At 62.7% G+C, this 16,230-nt stretch carries 14 protein-coding genes, 2 tRNA genes, 1 pseudogene and 1 riboswitch; of the genes and pseudogenes, 8 read left to right on the forward strand and 9 right to left on the reverse strand.

From position 1 onward, the window contains the following. Window positions 1-37: 37 nt before the first annotated feature. Complete coding sequence (locus CD932_RS26730; RefSeq protein ID WP_141213390.1) at window positions 38-1,681, forward strand: hypothetical protein; 1,644 nt, start codon at window positions 38-40, stop codon at window positions 1,679-1,681. Window positions 1,682-1,819: 138 nt separating this feature from the next. Next, window positions 1,820-1,987, forward strand: a pseudogene (locus tag CD932_RS26735) (BrnA antitoxin family protein); the annotation flags it as partial. A gap of 48 nt (window positions 1,988-2,035) precedes the next feature. Here CD932_RS26735 and CD932_RS26740 read toward each other — a convergent pair. The 9 genes from CD932_RS26740 to ybgC all read right to left on the reverse strand — a co-directional run bounded on the left by CD932_RS26740 (window position 2,036) and on the right by ybgC (window position 7,782). Then, a tRNA-Lys gene (locus CD932_RS26740) sits at window positions 2,036-2,111 on the reverse strand. A gap of 88 nt (window positions 2,112-2,199) precedes the next feature. Beyond that, window positions 2,200-2,275 (reverse strand) — tRNA-Lys (locus CD932_RS26745). A gap of 79 nt (window positions 2,276-2,354) precedes the next feature. Further along, a complete protein-coding gene (gene ybgF / locus CD932_RS26750) occupies window positions 2,355-3,113 on the reverse strand; it encodes a tol-pal system protein YbgF (protein WP_094445935.1) in 759 nt (252 codons plus the stop codon). Window positions 3,114-3,252: 139 nt separating this feature from the next. Beyond that, the gene (pal, locus tag CD932_RS26755; protein WP_094445936.1) at window positions 3,253-3,777 is read right to left on the reverse strand and encodes a peptidoglycan-associated lipoprotein Pal; all 525 of its coding nucleotides are present in this window, start codon (window positions 3,775-3,777) and stop codon (window positions 3,253-3,255) included. Window positions 3,778-3,823: 46 nt separating this feature from the next. Then, a complete protein-coding gene (gene tolB, locus CD932_RS26760; RefSeq protein WP_094445937.1) occupies window positions 3,824-5,098 on the reverse strand; it encodes a Tol-Pal system beta propeller repeat protein TolB in 1,275 nt (424 codons plus the stop codon). A 3-nt stretch (window positions 5,099-5,101) separates the two neighbouring features. Beyond that, on the reverse strand, window positions 5,102-6,151 hold the full coding sequence (gene tolA / locus CD932_RS26765) for a cell envelope integrity protein TolA (protein ID WP_094445938.1): 1,050 nt from the start codon (window positions 6,149-6,151) through the stop codon (window positions 5,102-5,104). A gap of 42 nt (window positions 6,152-6,193) precedes the next feature. Further along, the gene (locus CD932_RS26770; RefSeq protein WP_065305980.1) at window positions 6,194-6,634 is read right to left on the reverse strand and encodes an ExbD/TolR family protein; all 441 of its coding nucleotides are present in this window, start codon (window positions 6,632-6,634) and stop codon (window positions 6,194-6,196) included. A gap of 15 nt (window positions 6,635-6,649) precedes the next feature. Further along, complete coding sequence (gene tolQ / locus CD932_RS26775) at window positions 6,650-7,339, reverse strand: protein TolQ (RefSeq protein WP_094445939.1); 690 nt, start codon at window positions 7,337-7,339, stop codon at window positions 6,650-6,652. Between the two features lie 41 nt (window positions 7,340-7,380). Then, window positions 7,381-7,782 (reverse strand): tol-pal system-associated acyl-CoA thioesterase, encoded by a 402-nt coding sequence (ybgC, locus tag CD932_RS26780; protein WP_094446138.1) that lies wholly within the window; start codon window positions 7,780-7,782, stop codon window positions 7,381-7,383. A 328-nt stretch (window positions 7,783-8,110) separates the two neighbouring features. After that, window positions 8,111-8,233: riboswitch (ZMP/ZTP riboswitch) on the forward strand. Window positions 8,234-8,345: 112 nt separating this feature from the next. On the opposite strand from ybgC, the gene glyA reads away from it, so the two are divergent. From glyA to CD932_RS26810, 6 genes are all read left to right on the forward strand, one after another. After that, window positions 8,346-9,593 carry a serine hydroxymethyltransferase gene (gene glyA / locus CD932_RS26785; RefSeq protein ID WP_094445940.1) on the forward strand — a complete coding sequence of 416 codons (1,248 nt, stop codon included), beginning with the start codon at window positions 8,346-8,348 and terminating at the stop codon, window positions 9,591-9,593. A gap of 126 nt (window positions 9,594-9,719) precedes the next feature. Beyond that, window positions 9,720-10,181 carry a transcriptional regulator NrdR gene (gene nrdR / locus CD932_RS26790; RefSeq protein ID WP_094445941.1) on the forward strand — a complete coding sequence of 154 codons (462 nt, stop codon included), beginning with the start codon at window positions 9,720-9,722 and terminating at the stop codon, window positions 10,179-10,181. A gap of 188 nt (window positions 10,182-10,369) precedes the next feature. After that, the gene (gene pilV, locus CD932_RS26795; RefSeq protein ID WP_094445942.1) at window positions 10,370-10,939 is read left to right on the forward strand and encodes a type IV pilus modification protein PilV; all 570 of its coding nucleotides are present in this window, start codon (window positions 10,370-10,372) and stop codon (window positions 10,937-10,939) included. Beyond that, the gene (locus CD932_RS26800) at window positions 10,936-11,907 is read left to right on the forward strand and encodes a PilW family protein (RefSeq protein ID WP_094445943.1); all 972 of its coding nucleotides are present in this window, start codon (window positions 10,936-10,938) and stop codon (window positions 11,905-11,907) included. The genes pilV and CD932_RS26800 overlap by 4 nt, the downstream gene beginning before the upstream one ends. Next, a complete protein-coding gene (locus CD932_RS26805) occupies window positions 11,894-12,532 on the forward strand; it encodes a PilX N-terminal domain-containing pilus assembly protein (RefSeq protein WP_094445944.1) in 639 nt (212 codons plus the stop codon). Before CD932_RS26800 ends, CD932_RS26805 begins: the two co-directional genes overlap by 14 nt. Then, window positions 12,529-16,221: a pilus assembly protein gene (locus tag CD932_RS26810; RefSeq protein WP_094445945.1), complete on the forward strand. Its 3,693-nt coding sequence runs from the start codon at window positions 12,529-12,531 to the stop codon at window positions 16,219-16,221. The genes CD932_RS26805 and CD932_RS26810 overlap by 4 nt, the downstream gene beginning before the upstream one ends. Window positions 16,222-16,230 lie beyond the last annotated feature (9 nt).

Here is a 16,230-nt window from a genome sequence, read left to right on the forward strand (position 1 = left end):
ATGCTGTAGAACTTGCTAACAGTCAACATCAGTTCTCATGTCCGTCTTCTATAAAAAAATACCGGTGCGAGCTAGCGTGGCCCATGGCGGCCCGGCACGCATCATTGGCCTGGTGCTGTCCGTCCTGCTGCTGCTGGCGCTGGGCTATTTCCAGGCGCCGACCCTGGGCCTGGACTTTGCCGGCATCTATGTCGTGGTGCTGATCGCGGGTCTGCCGGCAGTCGCCCTGATGGGCCGCAAGGCTATCGCCGCGCTGTGGCTGTTTCTCGCCGCGCTGTTCGGCGCGGTCGTCTTCCTGACCAGCGCACCGATCCTGCATGCCAACGCCTATTACAAGATGCTGGGCGCGGAAACGCCGGCCAACTTCCATGACGCCTTGCCGCCGATTGATATCGACCAGGCACCGCTGGTGTCGCAGGACATGGCGCTGCAGGCGATGCAAAAACGCCTGTCCGAAATCGCTTCGCTGGGCTCGCAAGTGGCGGTCGGCACGCCGGTGAAGCAACTGGTCAGGGACAAGTTGGTGTGGGTAGCCTTCCTCGAACACAGCGGTTTTTTCAAGTGGTTTGCGGACGGCGCCACCCCGGGCTACCTGGTGGTGTCGGCGCATGACCCGGCCGACGTGAAGCTGGTGATGGAGCTCGACGGCAAGCCCCTGAAGATGCGCTTTCTGCAGTCGGCCTATTTTGGCGATTATGTGGAACGCCATGCCTATCTGTCCGGGAATTTCACGGTCGGCCTGACCGACTTCGAGCCGGAAATCGATGACGATGGCGTGCCGTATTACGTCGGCACCGTGTACGAACACAGGGTGGGTTTTTCAGGCAGCGAGTCGAGCGGCATCATCACCGTCAATGCCGTGACCGGCGTCGTCAAGCGCTACAAGATGGGCACGGAACCGGCATGGGTGGACCGCATTCAGGCCGAGGAATTCATCCTGGAACAAATGCAGGACCGCGGCGAATACGTGCACGGCTACATCAACCTGAACAACGAAGGACGCTTGCGCGTCGATGGCGTGCTCGACCTCGTCTATGGCTCCGACCAGCGCCCGTACTGGGTCGGCGGCATGACCTCGAAAGGCCAGAACAACGGCCTGTCCGGCTTCTACTTTGTCGACTCGCGCACCAAGGTAGTGCGCTGGTTCAAGGTGCCTTCCGTGTCGCAGGCCACGGCCGCCCACGCGGTGGAAAACGTCAACCCCGAAAAGCACTACAGGGCCACCAACCCGCTGCCTTTCCTGGTCAACGGTGCCCCCACCTACGTGATGGCGCTGCGCGACGTGCAGGGCGTCTCGCGCGCGTTCGGCATGGTCGACATGCGCAACAACCAGGTCATCGGCGTGGCCGACACCCTGAACGCGACACTGCGCAGCTACCAGTCCAGGCGTTCGAGCAACCGCCTCGCCGCCGACATCGGCAGCGAAGCGCGCGAAGTGGCCATCAAGGGTGCGGTAGTGCGCATCGCCGCCGAATTTCGCAACAACCAGACCATGTACTACCTCACCATCAACACCGGCGACAAGACGCTCGCCACCATCTTTACGGGCAGCTCGGATCTGTCGGAAGAACTGGTGCTGACCAAACCCGGCGACCAGATCGAGCTGAGCTATGCGGACAGCAAGACCCGCGTGGTGGGGATGAGCAGGTTCCACAATACGGAGATACCGGGGGTGGAGTGAGCGTAGTCATCATGCTGCGGCTTGATTGATAAACCGATGACAGGAGCATGAAAAATAACTGGTTCTTCGATTATTTGTTACTACAATAAATAATGAGGATCACTTTTGATGGCATCAAGCGTCGTGTCGCATCCGCAAGCGGAGCTTGCCAGGCGGCGTGGCCGGCCAGCCGGTGGTGGCAGCAAGGTCAGCACCACGATACGTTTTGATGCCGAGATTGTCGACGCGTTCAAGGCGACGGGGGAGGGCTGGCAAACACGCATGAATGATGCGCTGAAAGAGTGGCTGCGTACCAGGCAAGTCTAGAAAACAAAAAAGCCCACGAACCGCAATTCGTGGGCTTTTTCAAGTATTTGGTAGGCCGTGCGGGATTCGAACCTGCGACCAACGGATTAAAAGTCCGCTGCTCTACCAGCTGAGCTAACGACCCAAAAACTTTTTACAACAACTTCGGTAACACTGTGCAGTAAAAAAATGCTTGCGATAACTTCTGCAAGCAGAACAGGACTGCGTATTCGTGGTAGGCCGTGCGGGATTCGAACCTGCGACCAACGGATTAAAAGTCCGCTGCTCTACCAGCTGAGCTAACGACCCGAAGAAGAAAGATTATAGGGCGTGCCCGGGATTCTGTCAAACGCCACGGGCAACTTTTTGCTATGGTGCAGGCTTCAGCTTACTTCTTGCCGCCGCGTTCCTTGGCCGCCTGCGCGGCGCTGGAGTCCGGGTAGCGCGCGATCAGGGCGTTCAGCGTCTTGGTGGCGTTGGCCTTGTCTTTCAGCTCGGTGTAGCAGCTGGCGATATTGAGCATGGCGTCCGGCGCTTTCGGGCTGTCCGGGTAGTTCTTCAGCACCACTTGCTGGGCGCTGATGGCGCTCTTGCAGTCGCGCTGGGCGTAGAAGGCGTTGCCCAGCCAGTATTGCGCATTGGCCGCGTAGGCCGATTCCGGATAGCGCTTCACGAAGGCGTCGAGGGCAGTGGCGGCGGCCTTGTAGTCGCCCGACTTGAACACGCCGAAGGCGGCGTCGTAGGCGCTCTGCTCGGACACGCCGACGGCCGCTTCCTGGCCGTCGATGGTGACCTGGCGCGGCTCGAGCTTGCGCAGGCGGGCGTCGAGGTCGGTGTAGAAATCTTTCTGGCGTTTTTGCGTATTGGCCAGGTCATTGCCCAGCACTTCGATCTGGCCGCGCAGGCGGGCGATCTCTTGCATGGTCTGGTCGTGCTGGTTGATCAGGGACAGCGTGCTGGTCTTGTCGGCCTTGGTTTCGACGCGCTCGTTGAGGTCGCGCGCCAGGGCATCGACCTTGCTGCGCAGCTCCAGGATGGCTTTGCGGGCTTCGTCGTCGTCGAACAGGGCGGCGTTGGCGTGCAGGGGCAGCGAGGCGAATGCGGCCATCAAGGCGGCGGCGAGGCCGGCTTTTGAGAATGTCATCATGGGTCGGGCTTTCAAAAGTTACGCATACATGCAAACAGGGCGCCAGGCGGTATTGCCGCGCAGCGCCCCATTATCATGCCTGTGACTGGCCCCGGGCAAGCGATACGCTTATCGCGCCCGGGCCGTCAGCGGCAAACCATCAATAAACGATGTCAGCGCGGCGGTTTTCAGCCCATGCTGCTTCGTTGCTGCCTTGTGCTTTAGGCTTTTCCTTGCCCAGCGATACGGCTTCCATCTGGCCTTCCGATACGCCCAGGGCCGACATCGATTTACGCACGGCTTCAGCACGTTTCTGGCCCAGGGCCAGGTTGTACTCAGCGCCACCGCGTTCATCGGTGTTACCTTGGATCAGGATCTTGCGCGCAGGGGTTTTGACCAGGTAGGCAGCGTGGTTTTGCACCACGGCGGTGTCGGCTTCACGGACGACGTATTTGTCGAAGTCGAAGTAGACGCTACGGTTGGCCAGCACGCCTTTCGGATCGTCCAGCGGATCGACCGAACCGGTCGTCACTGGCTGTACCTGGCGTGGGTCCGCAGGCGCTGCTGGTGCTGCCTGAGGCGCGCGCTCGACAACTGGAGTTTCCGCCAGTTTCACTGGGGTGCTGCAAGCGGACAGCAGTGTAGCGGCGGCGGCGATGAATGCCAGGCTTTTGAAGTTACTCATTTTTGTATTCTCCGGGTCAATGGTTAAAGGTGCAACTGTACAGCATTTACTTCATGAAAGGACCCCAGGTGGGCTCCTTGATATTGCCAGCTTGCGTAGTCAAACGCTGTTTGACGCGGCCATCCACCGATACCACTGCCAGCGACTTGCGTCGTCCGGATTCGGTCGCGTACATGATATATTTCCCGTTGGGCGAAAAGCTCGGTGATTCGTCGTTGGCGGTGTCCGACAGGCGCAGTTCCTGGCCACTGGCCAGGTCGAGCGCGTAGAGCTGGAAATTGCCATCCCGACGGGAGATATAAGCGAGTGTCTTCCCGTCGGACGAGATCCGCGGGCTGATGTTGTAGGAGCCGCCAAACGTCACGCGCTTGGCTTCGCCGCCGCTGCTCGACATGCGGTAGATTTGTGGTCCGCCGCTGCGATCGCTGGTGAAGTAAATGCTTTGGCCATCGGCCGAAAACTGGGGTTCGGTATCGATGCCGCTGCTGTTGCTGACGCGGCGCAGGCCGCTGCCATCGGCATTGACGGTATAGACCTGAGTGTGGCCGTCGCGCGACAGGGCCACGGCCAGGCTGTTGCCGTCCGGGCTCCAGCTTGGCGCCGAGTTGCTGCCTTTTTCATTCGAGACGATGGTGCGCTGGCGCGTCACCAGGTTCTGCACGTAGACGATCGGTTTTTTCTTTTCAAACGACACGTAAGCCACCTTGGTGCCGTCCGGCGACCACGAAGGCGAAATGATCGGCTCGTTCGAGCGCAGCGCGACCTGGATGCCTTCGCCGTCGGCGTCGGCCACTTCCAGGCGGTATTCGCGCCCCGTTTGCGTCACGTAGGCGATGCGGGTGGCGAAAGCGCCCTTGGTGCCGGTCAGTTTTTCATAGATATCGTCGGCGATCTTGTGCGCCAGCAAGCGATTGAACTGCGGCGCGGCCGCGTTGTTCATGCTCGACAGCTGGGCGCTCTTGACGGTGTCGTACAGCTTGTAGCGCACGTCGAGGCGGCCGTCGGCCAGGGCCTGCACGCTGCCGGCGGCCAGCGCGTCGGCGCCGCGCGACTTCCACTGGTCATAGCTGACGGGTGCCGTTTCCGACATTTCCGCGCCGTCGATAATCTTGAACACGCCGCTGCGCGCCAGATCGGCCTTGATGATGCCGGACAGCGATTGCGGTGCTGCCGATTCGTTGGCAAAGTTGGCGATGGCGACCGGAATCTGGTTGCTGCCGATACCGGTAATTTCCACGCGCAGCTGCGCCTGGGCGCTGGACGCTCCCAGCAGCAGGCCGGCGCACAGCACCACGTAACTCATTTTTTTCATGATCATCATTGGCTATTCCTTCATCTCGAATATGAGTTCAATTTCGCGTTCCACGCTGCCGTCTTTTTTCTTCGGCAGGGGCGACGATTTATTAATGGCGTTTTCCACCGAGCTGTCATAGGCCGGCAGTCCGCTGCTCTTTATCTTTCGGACAGAAATAATTTCCCCAGTTGGCAGTTGCTCGATCTTGAACACGGCGCGCGGGTTGCCCGGCACGTCGGTGCTGCCGCTGTACGCGATATTGCCCTTGATCTTGCTCGTCAGGGCAGCGACATAGCCGCTGTCCTTGCGTGGCGCGGTCGCTTTCGCGGCCGAGCCTGCCGTGCCGTTGCCTGCCTGATCCATCATCCGTTTCAGGTTGTCGGCACGTATCTTGTCGGCTTTATCTTTTTCCGCCGCCGCTTTCTTGGCCTTGGCCGCTTTCTCGGCCGCCTCTTTTTTCTGGGCTGCTTCCTTCTCGGCTTTTTCTTCCGCCGCTTTTTCCGCCTTCTCGGCTTTTTCCTTGTCGGCCTTTTCCTTCTTCGCCTTTTCCAGCTTGTCGGCTTTCTCTTTTTCTTTCTCTTTTTCCAGCTTCTCGGCCTTGGCTTTTTCTTTCTGCTTCTGTTTTTCCAGTTCGCGCTTTTCCTCCTCGCGTTCTTTCGCTTCCTCTTTGCGGCGCTCTTCGGCGGCGGCTTTTTCCTTCTCTTCCTTCAGCTTGGCTTTCTTGCGTTCGAGCGCAATTTCCGCTTCGCGCAAGTCGACCTTCGGCTCGGGCGCTGCCACCGGTGGCGGCGGCGGTGGCGCCGGCTGTTCCACTTCCGGTTCGGGCGTCGGCGGCGGGGCCGGGGCCGGTTCCGGGTCGGTCGTCACTTCAGGCGGCGGCGCGGCCGTCTGCACCTTCAGGTCCCACACTTCCGCTTCCACCGCCACCGGTTCCGTATTTTGCCAGTGTACGCCGACCCACAGGAAAAAGAGCAGGCCAAGATGCATCGCCAGCGCCAGGCCCAGCGAGGGCCAGCGGCTGCGTTCGCGCGGCACCCGATAAGGGGTGCCGAGTACATGGTCGGTAGGTTTCGTCTGCAAGGTTCGGTCTTTAAAACGTCAGGTTCGTGTATGCGCTTGCTGTTACTTGGTGGCCAGGCCGACGCGGTTGATGCCCATTTTTTTCGCTTCGGAAATGAGCTGGATCACATCGTCATACTTGCTTTCCTTGTCGCCGGCGATCAGCACCGGATAGTCCGGATTGCTTTCATGCAGGCCACGCAGATTGCGCAGCAGGGCGTCGCGGTTCGGTTCCGTTTCCGGCGCCAGTTGCTGCTTGCCGATCACGCCGATCGACAGCGAGCCGTTCGGCTTCAAGACGATCTGGATATAGTCATCGGGCGGTTTGGTGGTTTTTTCCGCGTTTGGCAAGTCCACCACGCTCGGATTGTTCGACGACGGCATCACCATGAAAATGATCAGGAGCACCAGCATCACGTCGATATACGGCACGACGTTGATTTCCGACTTGAACTTGCGGCCACGGCCGCCGCGCATGCCGCCGCTATTGAATGAGGAACCCATCAGCAGTCCTTCCGGTTAGCGCGACTGGCGCTGCAAGATGTTGGAGAATTCTTCGACGAAGCTCTCGAAGCGGATCGCCAGGCGGTCGATATCGTGCGAAAAACGGTTGTAGGCGACGACGGCAGGAATCGCCGCGAACAGGCCGATGGCGGTGGCGATCAGCGCTTCGGCAATACCGGGCGCGACCGCTGCCAGGGTGGCTTGCTGCACGTTGGCCAGGCCGCGGAAGGCGTTCATGATGCCCCAGACGGTGCCGAGCAGGCCGATGTAGGGTGACACGGAGCCGACCGACGCCAGGAAGGCCAGGTGTGATTCGAGCACGTCCATTTCACGCTGGAAGGCGGCGCGCATGGCGCGGCGTGCGCCGTCGAGCACGGCACTGACGTCCAGTGCTTCGCGCGAACCGTACGAGGCCTTGCCCTTGATGAATTCGCCCATGCCGGCGTCAAAGATGCGCGCCAGCGCGCCGCTCTGGTCGCGGTTGCCGCTGGCGCTCTGGTGCAGCGCGTGCAGGTTGCCGCCGGCCCAGAAACTGCGTTCGAATTCGATGGTCTGCTTGCGCGCGGCGCGCACGGCGAACATCTTGCGGAAGATATAGGTCCAGCTGGTCAGGGAGATCAGCAGCAGCAGGGCCATGATCAGTTGCACGATCAGGTGGGCATTGGTGATGAGCGCGAGGAAAGAAAGATCTTGTGTAACGTTCATTGGCGGGCAGTCTGTGGTGAATTATCCGGGAGTGGGGCGGTTCAGGCGGCGCGCATGCGTTCGGCTACTGGCACGGGCACGGCGCGCGGGCGCATGCTTGAATCGACGCAGCCGACCTTGACCTGGGCGGTATTGAGCAAGGTCTCGCCACGCCAGGCTTGTTGCAGGAAAACGATGGAAGCGCGTCCCATTTTGGCGATGTTTAACGTTAATCTTACCGTGTCATCAAGTCTTGCCGGCGCATGATAGTCGACACTGACGCTTTTGACCACGAACAGCGCGTCGTGCTGCTCCAGCAATACTTGCTGGCCAACACCGATCGCGCGCAGCCATTCGGTCCGTGCGCGTTCGAAAAACTTCAGGTAGTTGGCGTAGTAGACAATGCCACCGGCGTCGGTGTCTTCATAATAGACCCGTACTTCCCAGTGAAAGACTGAAGGCATGTTGATGGCGCCAGTAGTGAGATTGAGCAACATTTTACGCGATTTTTCTGATCATGACGGGAATCGCTTGCTGAAAAGCCAAGTGCATTCCCCCAAACATTGCAATGCAGCATATTCCCAGATCACTGAATACAATGACAAGTCCCGTAACATACGCTTACAAGGTGCCTCCAGGTTTAAGCGAAGCTTAAATAAAAGCAACTATTCCCGCAAAGCGGCCTGTGATCACGTTGTCGCGGCCTGATGCGCGGGGATTATAGCCGCAGCACGGGCGATCCGCAGCTTTCCTTGCTCAATTTGGGTACTTAACTTACAATTTGACTTCCATTACGTCTCACGTGACTGGCGAAAAGCCGCAATTATCCCCATTATGGTGCGATGATTGCCGGCGAAAGGTGGGCATCCACCGGGAAACGTGAGATTTCATCAGCCGTTCGCCTGGGCAGCCACCGATGGAATTGCGCGAAGAGGCTGCCTATCCGTTCTTGTTATTCAGTTAACGCCGGCTCCCCTCATTCGATCCAACCTGCCAGTACAAGCACCCACATCCTTGGAGTTTTTACATGTTTGCAAAAGATCACAACCTCGCCAACGTCGATCCTGAACTGTTCGCCGTTATTCAAAAAGAAAACCAGCGCCAGCACGACCATATCGAACTGATCGCGTCGGAAAACTATACCTCGCCGGCCGTAATGGAAGCGCAAGGCTCGCAACTGACGAACAAGTACGCCGAAGGCTATCCGGGCAAGCGCTACTACGGCGGCTGCGAATACGTCGACGTTGCCGAGCAACTGGCCATCGACCGCGTCAAGCAACTGTTCGGCGCCGAAGCGGCCAATGTGCAGCCGAACTCGGGCTCGCAAGCAAACCAGGGCGTGTTCTTCGCCGTACTGAAACCGGGCGACCTGATCATGGGCATGTCGCTGGCCGAAGGCGGCCACCTGACCCACGGCATGCCGCTCAACATGTCCGGCAAATGGTTCGATGTGGTCTCCTACGGCTTGACGGCGGAAGAAGACATCGACTACGAAGCCATGGAACGCCTGGCCCGTGAACGCAAACCCAGGCTGATCATCGCCGGCGCCTCGGCGTTCTCGAAAAAGATCGACTTCGAGCGTTTCTCGAAGGTCGCCAAGGAAGTTGGCGCTTACTTCATGGTCGACATGGCCCACTACGCCGGCCTGATCGCCGCCGGCCTGTATCCTAACCCGGTGCCGTTCGCCGACTTCGTCACCTCGACCACGCATAAATCCCTGCGTGGCCCGCGCGGCGGCATCATCCTGATGAAGGCCGAGCACGAAAAAGCCATCAACTCGGCCATCTTCCCTGGTATCCAGGGCGGCCCGCTGATGCACGTGATCGCCGGCAAGGCCGTTGCCTTCAAAGAAGCGCTGAGCCCAGAGTTCGTTGCATACCAGACGCAGGTTGTGAAAAACGCCGACGCGCTGGCCAAGACCCTGATCGCGCGCGGTCTGCGCATCGTTTCCGGCGGCACCGAATCGCACGTCATGCTGGTCGACCTGCGCGCCAAGAACCTGACGGGCAAGGAAGCCGAAGCCATCCTCGGTTCCGCGCACATCACCTGCAACAAGAACGGCATCCCGAACGACCCGCAAAAACCTTTCGTCACCTCGGGCATCCGCCTGGGTAGCCCGGCGATGACGACGCGCGGTTTCAAGGAAGCCGAAGCAGTGCAAGTGGGCAACCTGATCGCCGACGTGCTGGACAACCCGCATGACGCCGCCACCATCGAGCGTGTGAAAGCGGCTGTGAAAGTGCTGGCGGACGCCAACCCGGTCTACGCTGCATAATTATTTGTCCAGTATGTGTCTTCCAGAGTAAGATTCTGGCTGACACATTCCTGTCATGCCTGCGGGCGCGCCGAGTGGTTCGGCGCGCCCGCGCTCCATTTGAACCAGAAGGCTGCCCCACTGCCCATGAAATGTCCATTCTGCCACCATGACGAGACCCAGGTTCTCGATACGCGCGTCTCCGAGGAAGGCGATGCCATCCGCCGCCGTCGCCGCTGCGGCAAATGCGACAAGCGTTTTACCACCTACGAGCGGATTGAACTCATTATGCCGGCCGTGGTCAAAAAGAATGGCAGCCGGACGGAGTTCGCTGCGGATAAGTTGCGCGGCAGCCTGATGCTGGCCTTGCGCAAGCGTCCCGTCGCGGCCGCCTCGCTGGACATGGCGATCGCCACCATCGAAGAAAAACTGCTGACCAGCGGCAAGCGCGAAGTCGATTCCGGCTATATCGGCGAACTGGTGATGCAGGAATTGAAGCGCCTCGACAAGATCGCCTATATCCGCTACGCCTCCGTGTACAAGAACTTCGAAGACCTGGCCGAGTTCCAGGATGCGATTGCCGAAGTGGGCCAGCCGCGCAAGATTTGAGCATCACAGTTGTTTTCCTTCAGCAAGCGGCCTGGTCAATCCAGTTGCCGCTTTTTTTCTGCCTCTTCCGTTTATCCGCGCGTCGTTTGCGCTGCCTCATCCCTGACCCCGAGGCACAGCCTATCGTGTAGCAGGGCCGGCTGATCCTGGCCCGTCACTCTTCTCTTTCCCTGAAAGCGGAGGCACGCATGCGCCATCCTGTTCATGCCCAAGGCAGCACCCTGATCGAAGTGCTGGTGGCGCTGTTGCTGCTGGCCGTGGGCCTGTTGGGTGGCAGCGCGATGCAGTTGTCTTCCTTGCGCGCGCGCCATGAATCGGCCTTGCTGTCGGCGGCGACGCAACTGGCCGCCAGCATGGCCGAGCGCATGCGCGCCAACAGTGCGCAACTGCAATTGCCTGACGCCGACAATCCCTATCTGGGCCTCGATTATGAGGCTGGCCCGGTTGAAGAAAGCGGCGGCGCACCCGACTGTCTTGGCGACACCGCCTGCGGCGCCGCGCAACTGGCGCAATTCGATATCGCCGAATGGAAGCAGCAGTTGCGCAAGGACTTGCCCGCTGCGCGCCTGCGCATCTGCCGCGATGTTGCCGCCTGGGATGCCGCCGCGCAGGGCTTGCAATGGAGCTGCAGCGGCGGCAACGGCGCGCCGGTCGTCATCAAGCTGGGCTGGCGTGGCCGGCAGGCGCGGGACCGCGCCGCGCAGGAGGCCGCTGCCATGCCGAAAATCGCCATGCAACTGGCGGCGGGTGCGCCATGAGCGGCCGTGCGCAGCGCCACTGTGGCATGACGCTGGTCGAGCTGCTGGTGGCGCTGGGCCTGGGCGCCATGCTGATGCTGGCCTCGAGCACGGTGCTGTTATCAAGCAGCCGCAGCTACATGGAGCAGCTGGAGTCGGCGCGCCTGGCCGACAATGGCCGCTACGCCTTCGACGCGATTGCACGCGCGCTGCGCCAGACGGCCTGGGTGAACTGGGACGCCAGCGCCGCGCCGTTGACCCCTGCGGCGCACGACAGTGCCAATATCGCCGGCCTGGACGCGCGCGGTCTGAACAAAAACAGCGAAGGCATCAGCGCGCCTCTGGCGGGCAGCGTCAACGGCAGCGACGTGCTGGCCCTGCGTTTTGACGGCAGCGGCGAGGGCGAGGGCGGCGATGGCGCCGTGCTCAATTGCGCCGGCTTTGGCGTGGGCGCGGCAAGCAATGAAGCGCAGCGCGGCTGGAGCATTTTCTATGTGGCGCAGGACGATGGCGGCGACGGCGAGGCGGAACTGCGCTGCAAATATCGCAGCAGCGCCGGCACTGGCTGGGGCGCCGACGCCCTGATCCGTGGCGTCGACAGTTTCCAGGTGCTGTACGGCCTCGACACCGACAACCCGCCCGATGGGATTGCCAACCAGTATGTGAACGCCAGCGCGCTTGAGGCGCGCGACGCGGCGTTGGTGCTGGTGGGCGCCGATGAGGCCGAACGCGCGCGCGATTTGCAGCGCCGCACGCACTGGAAGCGCATCGCCAGCGTGCGCGTGGCGCTGCTGCTGCATGGTGGCGGCCATGGCGGCACCGAATCGGGCCCGGCGCAGTTCGACCTGTTCGGCGCGGCTTATGCCAACGCGCATGGCGCGCAGGACCCTGGCGTGCGCATCGTGCCTGCCAGCCTGCCGCCGGCCCAGCGCGCGCGGCTGCGCCAGCTGCTGCAAGCGACCATCGTGCTGCGCAATGGGCCGGCCTGAGCAGTGGCAAACGCATGAGCGCGGCGCAACACTGGTGTTTGCGCTGTGCCTGCTGGTGGCCATCTTGCTGCTGGGTGCATCGGCCGCGCAGATGGCCCTGCAGGGAGAAAAGGCGGCGCGCGGCGAGCGCGACCGGCATATCGCTTTCCAGGCTGCCGAGGAGGCATTGATGGATGCGCAGCACGATATCGAAGGCTTGCCCGGCGCACCTGGCCGCAGCACCTTGTTCGCGCCCGACAGCGCGGCCGGCTTTGCACCCGCTTGCAAAGGGGAGCCCGGGCTGTGCCTGCCGGCCGCCAGCGGCGCGCCGCCCGTCTGGCTCAGCACGGACCTGGGCGTGGCGGACTCGGGCACCGTCGCCTATGGCCAGTTCACAGGGGCGGCAATGCAGACCGGACAGGGCTTTCTGCCCTTTAAGAGGCCGCGCTACATGATCGAATTGCTGCCGTTTCATCCTCCTGGCGAAGAGGCCGGCGCATCTGCCGATGCACCGGTCGGCGTGCCGTCCGGCGCCGGCTATCTGTACCGCGTGACGGTCATCGGTTTTGGCGCGCAGGAAGACACGCAGGTGGTACTGCAAACCTACTACAGGAAGCAGGGACAGGCGCCGGGAGAAGCGCCATGATGGCGCGCTGGCTGGCTGCCCTGCTGATCTGGTGGATGGCCGCGGCTCAGGCAGGTGCCGCGTCGCCGCTGGTCGACTTGTCGCGGGCGGATACCGGCTTGCACGGCGCGAGGGTGCCGCCCAATCTGCTGCTCAATCTGTCTTTTTCCCATGCCGCCGCCGGCGCCGCCTATGCCGGCGATTACGATGCCATGCACGCCTATGCCGGCTACTTCGATGCGCGCAGGTGCTACGGCTATCCCTACCGCATCAGCGAGGGCGTCAGCGTGCCGGACTGGCGCTTGTCCACGGCCCACTTTTTCGCCAGCAAGATGGCCGATGCGCGGCACAGTTGCGGTGGCGACAGTTTCAGCGGAAACTTCCTGAACTGGGCGGCGACCAGCCTGCTCGATATCGTGCGCTATGCCTTGACGGGCGGCGACCGCGTGATCGACGAGGTGCGCAAGACCGTCTTGCAGCGCGCCTATCTGCCAGACGGTCACAACGGCGTCGATTTTTACGCCCATCCCGATTATTTTCCCCGCAAGCTGTTGCGCGCCGGCGTGCGCGAGGCCACGCCATTTATGGTGGAGCAACTGGCCATCGTCTCCTGCCGCAACCGTCTGCTGTTCGGCGATGGCGCGCAGCCGCTTGAGGGCAGTTGCGAGGCGCCGGGCACGTCCGGCGCGCTCGGTGTTTTCCTGGCGCGGGTGCAGGTGTGCGATGGCGCCGAAGGGCCGTCGCGTCCCGATCTGTGCATGGCTTACGGGAAAAACTACAAACCGGCGGGCGCGCTGCAGCGTGAAGGCGAGCGTGTGCGTGTTGGCGTTTTCGGCCATGCCAGCGGGGCGCCGGCATATGGCGGCTTGCTGCAGGCGCCGCTGGTGTATGCGGGCGCGCAGCGCTGGAGTGCGCCCGATTTTTTGCCTGAAGAGAACGCCGAGGCGCAGTGGCGTGCGGCAACCGGAGTGGAGGCCGGCAACCAGGGCGCGATCGCCTATATCAATACACTGGGACGCAGTGACGAGGCCAGCCTGGGTGCCTATGCGGCGGGCGCGCCGCAAGCCGAATTGCTGTACGAATCGTTGCGCTATCTGCAGGGGCGCCAGGCCAGTAGCGTGGCTGCAGCGCCGGCGTCATGGCGCGATCCGCGACAGGCCAGTTGCCAGCGGCAAGTCGTCATCACGCTGGGCGATGCCGGCGCCGCCCAGGACCGCTATGTGCCCGGCCATATTCCTGCGGCCAACTCGGGCGAGCGTGCGCGCGGCGTCGATGCCTACGCCACGCCGCCGTTCGATGTGATGGCCTGGACGCGCGCCGTTGGTGTGCTGGAAAGCGATGCAACGCAAGGCAATCCACAGCCGCTGCCGGCCCTGGCGGCGCTCGAGCGGCTCGAGCATGGCCGGCACGGCGCCAGTTTTTATGCGGCCGGCCTGGCCTACTGGTCGCATCGTCAAACGCTGCGTGCTGGCGGCGAACCGGTCGAGCATTATGCGGGCGATCTTCATGCAATGACGGCCAGCCCCGATGCCGCCACGCTGCCTTCGCCGCTGCTGTTGGCGGCCAAGTATGGCGGCTTTGCCGACGACAATGGCGACGGCAATCCGTTTCGCGCCACCGCTGGCGACGCCTACTTTGAATGGAGCGTGGATGGCCGCTGGCCCGCCCGCTATTTGCCCGGCAACGATCCGCCGGCCCTGATCGCGCTGCTGCGCGCCGCCGTCAGGCAAGCGCGCCGCGCCACGGTCGCTGCCACCATCGCCGGGCCGTCCCTGATGGCGCTGGCCAGTGGCGCCGAGCAGGCCTACTTGTTTCAGTCGCGCATCAACCTGGCCGATGGCGCCATGCGCGTGTCGCGTGACGCTGTTCGCCTGGGCGTGGATGGCGACGTGGCGGCCGGCAAGCCGGTATGGCAGATCAGTGGCGGCTCGGTGTCAAATCGGCCCGTCCATACGCTGGACGCACAGGGCGCCCTGATGCCGCTGGCCTGGGACCGTCTCGACAAGGAACAGCGCCGCGCGTTTGATCTTCACGATGATGGGCAGGGAGCGGTGAGACTCGATTATCTGCTGGGCCAGCGCACGCACGAGGTGGGCCAGCCGGGCGGCTTGTTGCGCCGCCGCGCAGGTGGCCTGTCGGCAGCGCCGCATGGCAATCTCGTGTATGTCGGCACGCCAGGATTGGGCTTGCCCGGTGTTGACTATCTGCAGCATCGCCAGCGCGCCCGGCAGCGGCGCAAGATGCTGTACCTGGCGACCGGCGACGGCCTGCTGCGTGGGATTGACGCCGGCAACGGCACCGAAGTGTACGCCTATCTGCCGCAAGCCTTGCTGGCCAGGGCGGCGCTGGCCAGCGGCACCGATGGCGATGCCGGACCCTTGCTCGACGGCGCGGCGGCCAGCGCGGAGGTGCTGGCGGCGGGCCGCTGGAAAACCGTGCTGGCGTCAAGCATGGGCGCCGGTGCGCAAGGCGTGTTTGCGCTCGATGTGACCGATCCGGCGCGCTTTGCGCAGGACGGTGCGCTGTGGGAATTTACCGACCGCGACGATGCCATTATCGGCAACCTGCGCGCGCCGCCCGCCTTTGCGCGCCTGAATATGGGCGGCAAGCAGGGCAAGCCGGTCTACCGCGACATGGTCGTGGCGACCAGCGGCTATAACAATACGCAGGACGATGGCAAGGACAGCGCTGCGGCCAGTCCCGCCGCTGCCATCTTCCTGCTGGCGCTGGACAAAGCCGTCGGTACGCCGTGGCTGCTTGGCAGCAATTACCATCGGCTGAAATTGCCGCTGCGCAATGACGAAGGCGCAGCGGGAGCGTATGCCCTGGCGCCGCCAGCCCTGGTGACGGGCAATGACGGCGCGCTGAACTATCTGTACGCAGGCGATCTGCAGGGCAATATCTGGCGCATCGACATGAGCACCGGTCCGCCGTGGAAGGACGAGATGGGGCGCAAGCTGGTGTTTGTCGCGCGCGATGCGCAGGGCCGGCGCCAGAGCGTGACGCAGCAGTTGAAGGTGGCGTATGCGCCGGGCGGCGGCTATCTGCTGCTGTTCGGCACCGGCAAGCTGATGGAATCTCCTGATACCTGGCCGGCAGCCTTGCTGCCGCAATCGTTTTACGCCGTGCACGACGACCTGAGCGAACAAACCCCCACGCGCGGCCGCGACGATCTCGCGGTACGCAAGGTGGGCCTGGTGGCGGACGCGGGCGGCCTGGCCATCGACGGGGAACCCTTGCACTACACGGGCGGCGGCGCCAGGCATGGCTGGTACCTGGATTTTATCGGTACGGATAAAACCGGTGAGCGCAGCGTGCACGGCGCCGTGCTGGCGGCGGGCCGGGTGGCGTTCAACACCGTGCTGCCGGGGCGCGACGCCTGTGCCCGGCCGGCAACGCGCCTGTATGTGCTCGACGTGCTGAGCGGTTTTGCGGCCGACGCCACCGGCACGGTGCAGGCGGGCGAGGAAACCGGCCGCTTGCAAGATGGCCTGGCGCGCGCGCCGCCGCAAATGCTCGAAGTGGGGCGCCAGGTCGGCGTGGCCGGCGCGACGGGACGCGCCGAAGGGCGCAAGCAGTTTGCGGTGGTGCAACCCGGCATGCCCGGCGCGGCTGCCGTCAAGGCTGCCAGCGGAGCATTGCCGGCCAAACGCCTGGGCTGGCGCGAAGTGGCGAACTGGCGCGAGTTGCATGAGGCGGCGAAAAAATAGCCGATGGAA

The sequence above is a fragment of the Janthinobacterium sp. PC23-8 genome (assembly GCF_002250505.1).
GTDB lineage: Bacteria > Pseudomonadota > Gammaproteobacteria > Burkholderiales > Burkholderiaceae_D > Janthinobacterium.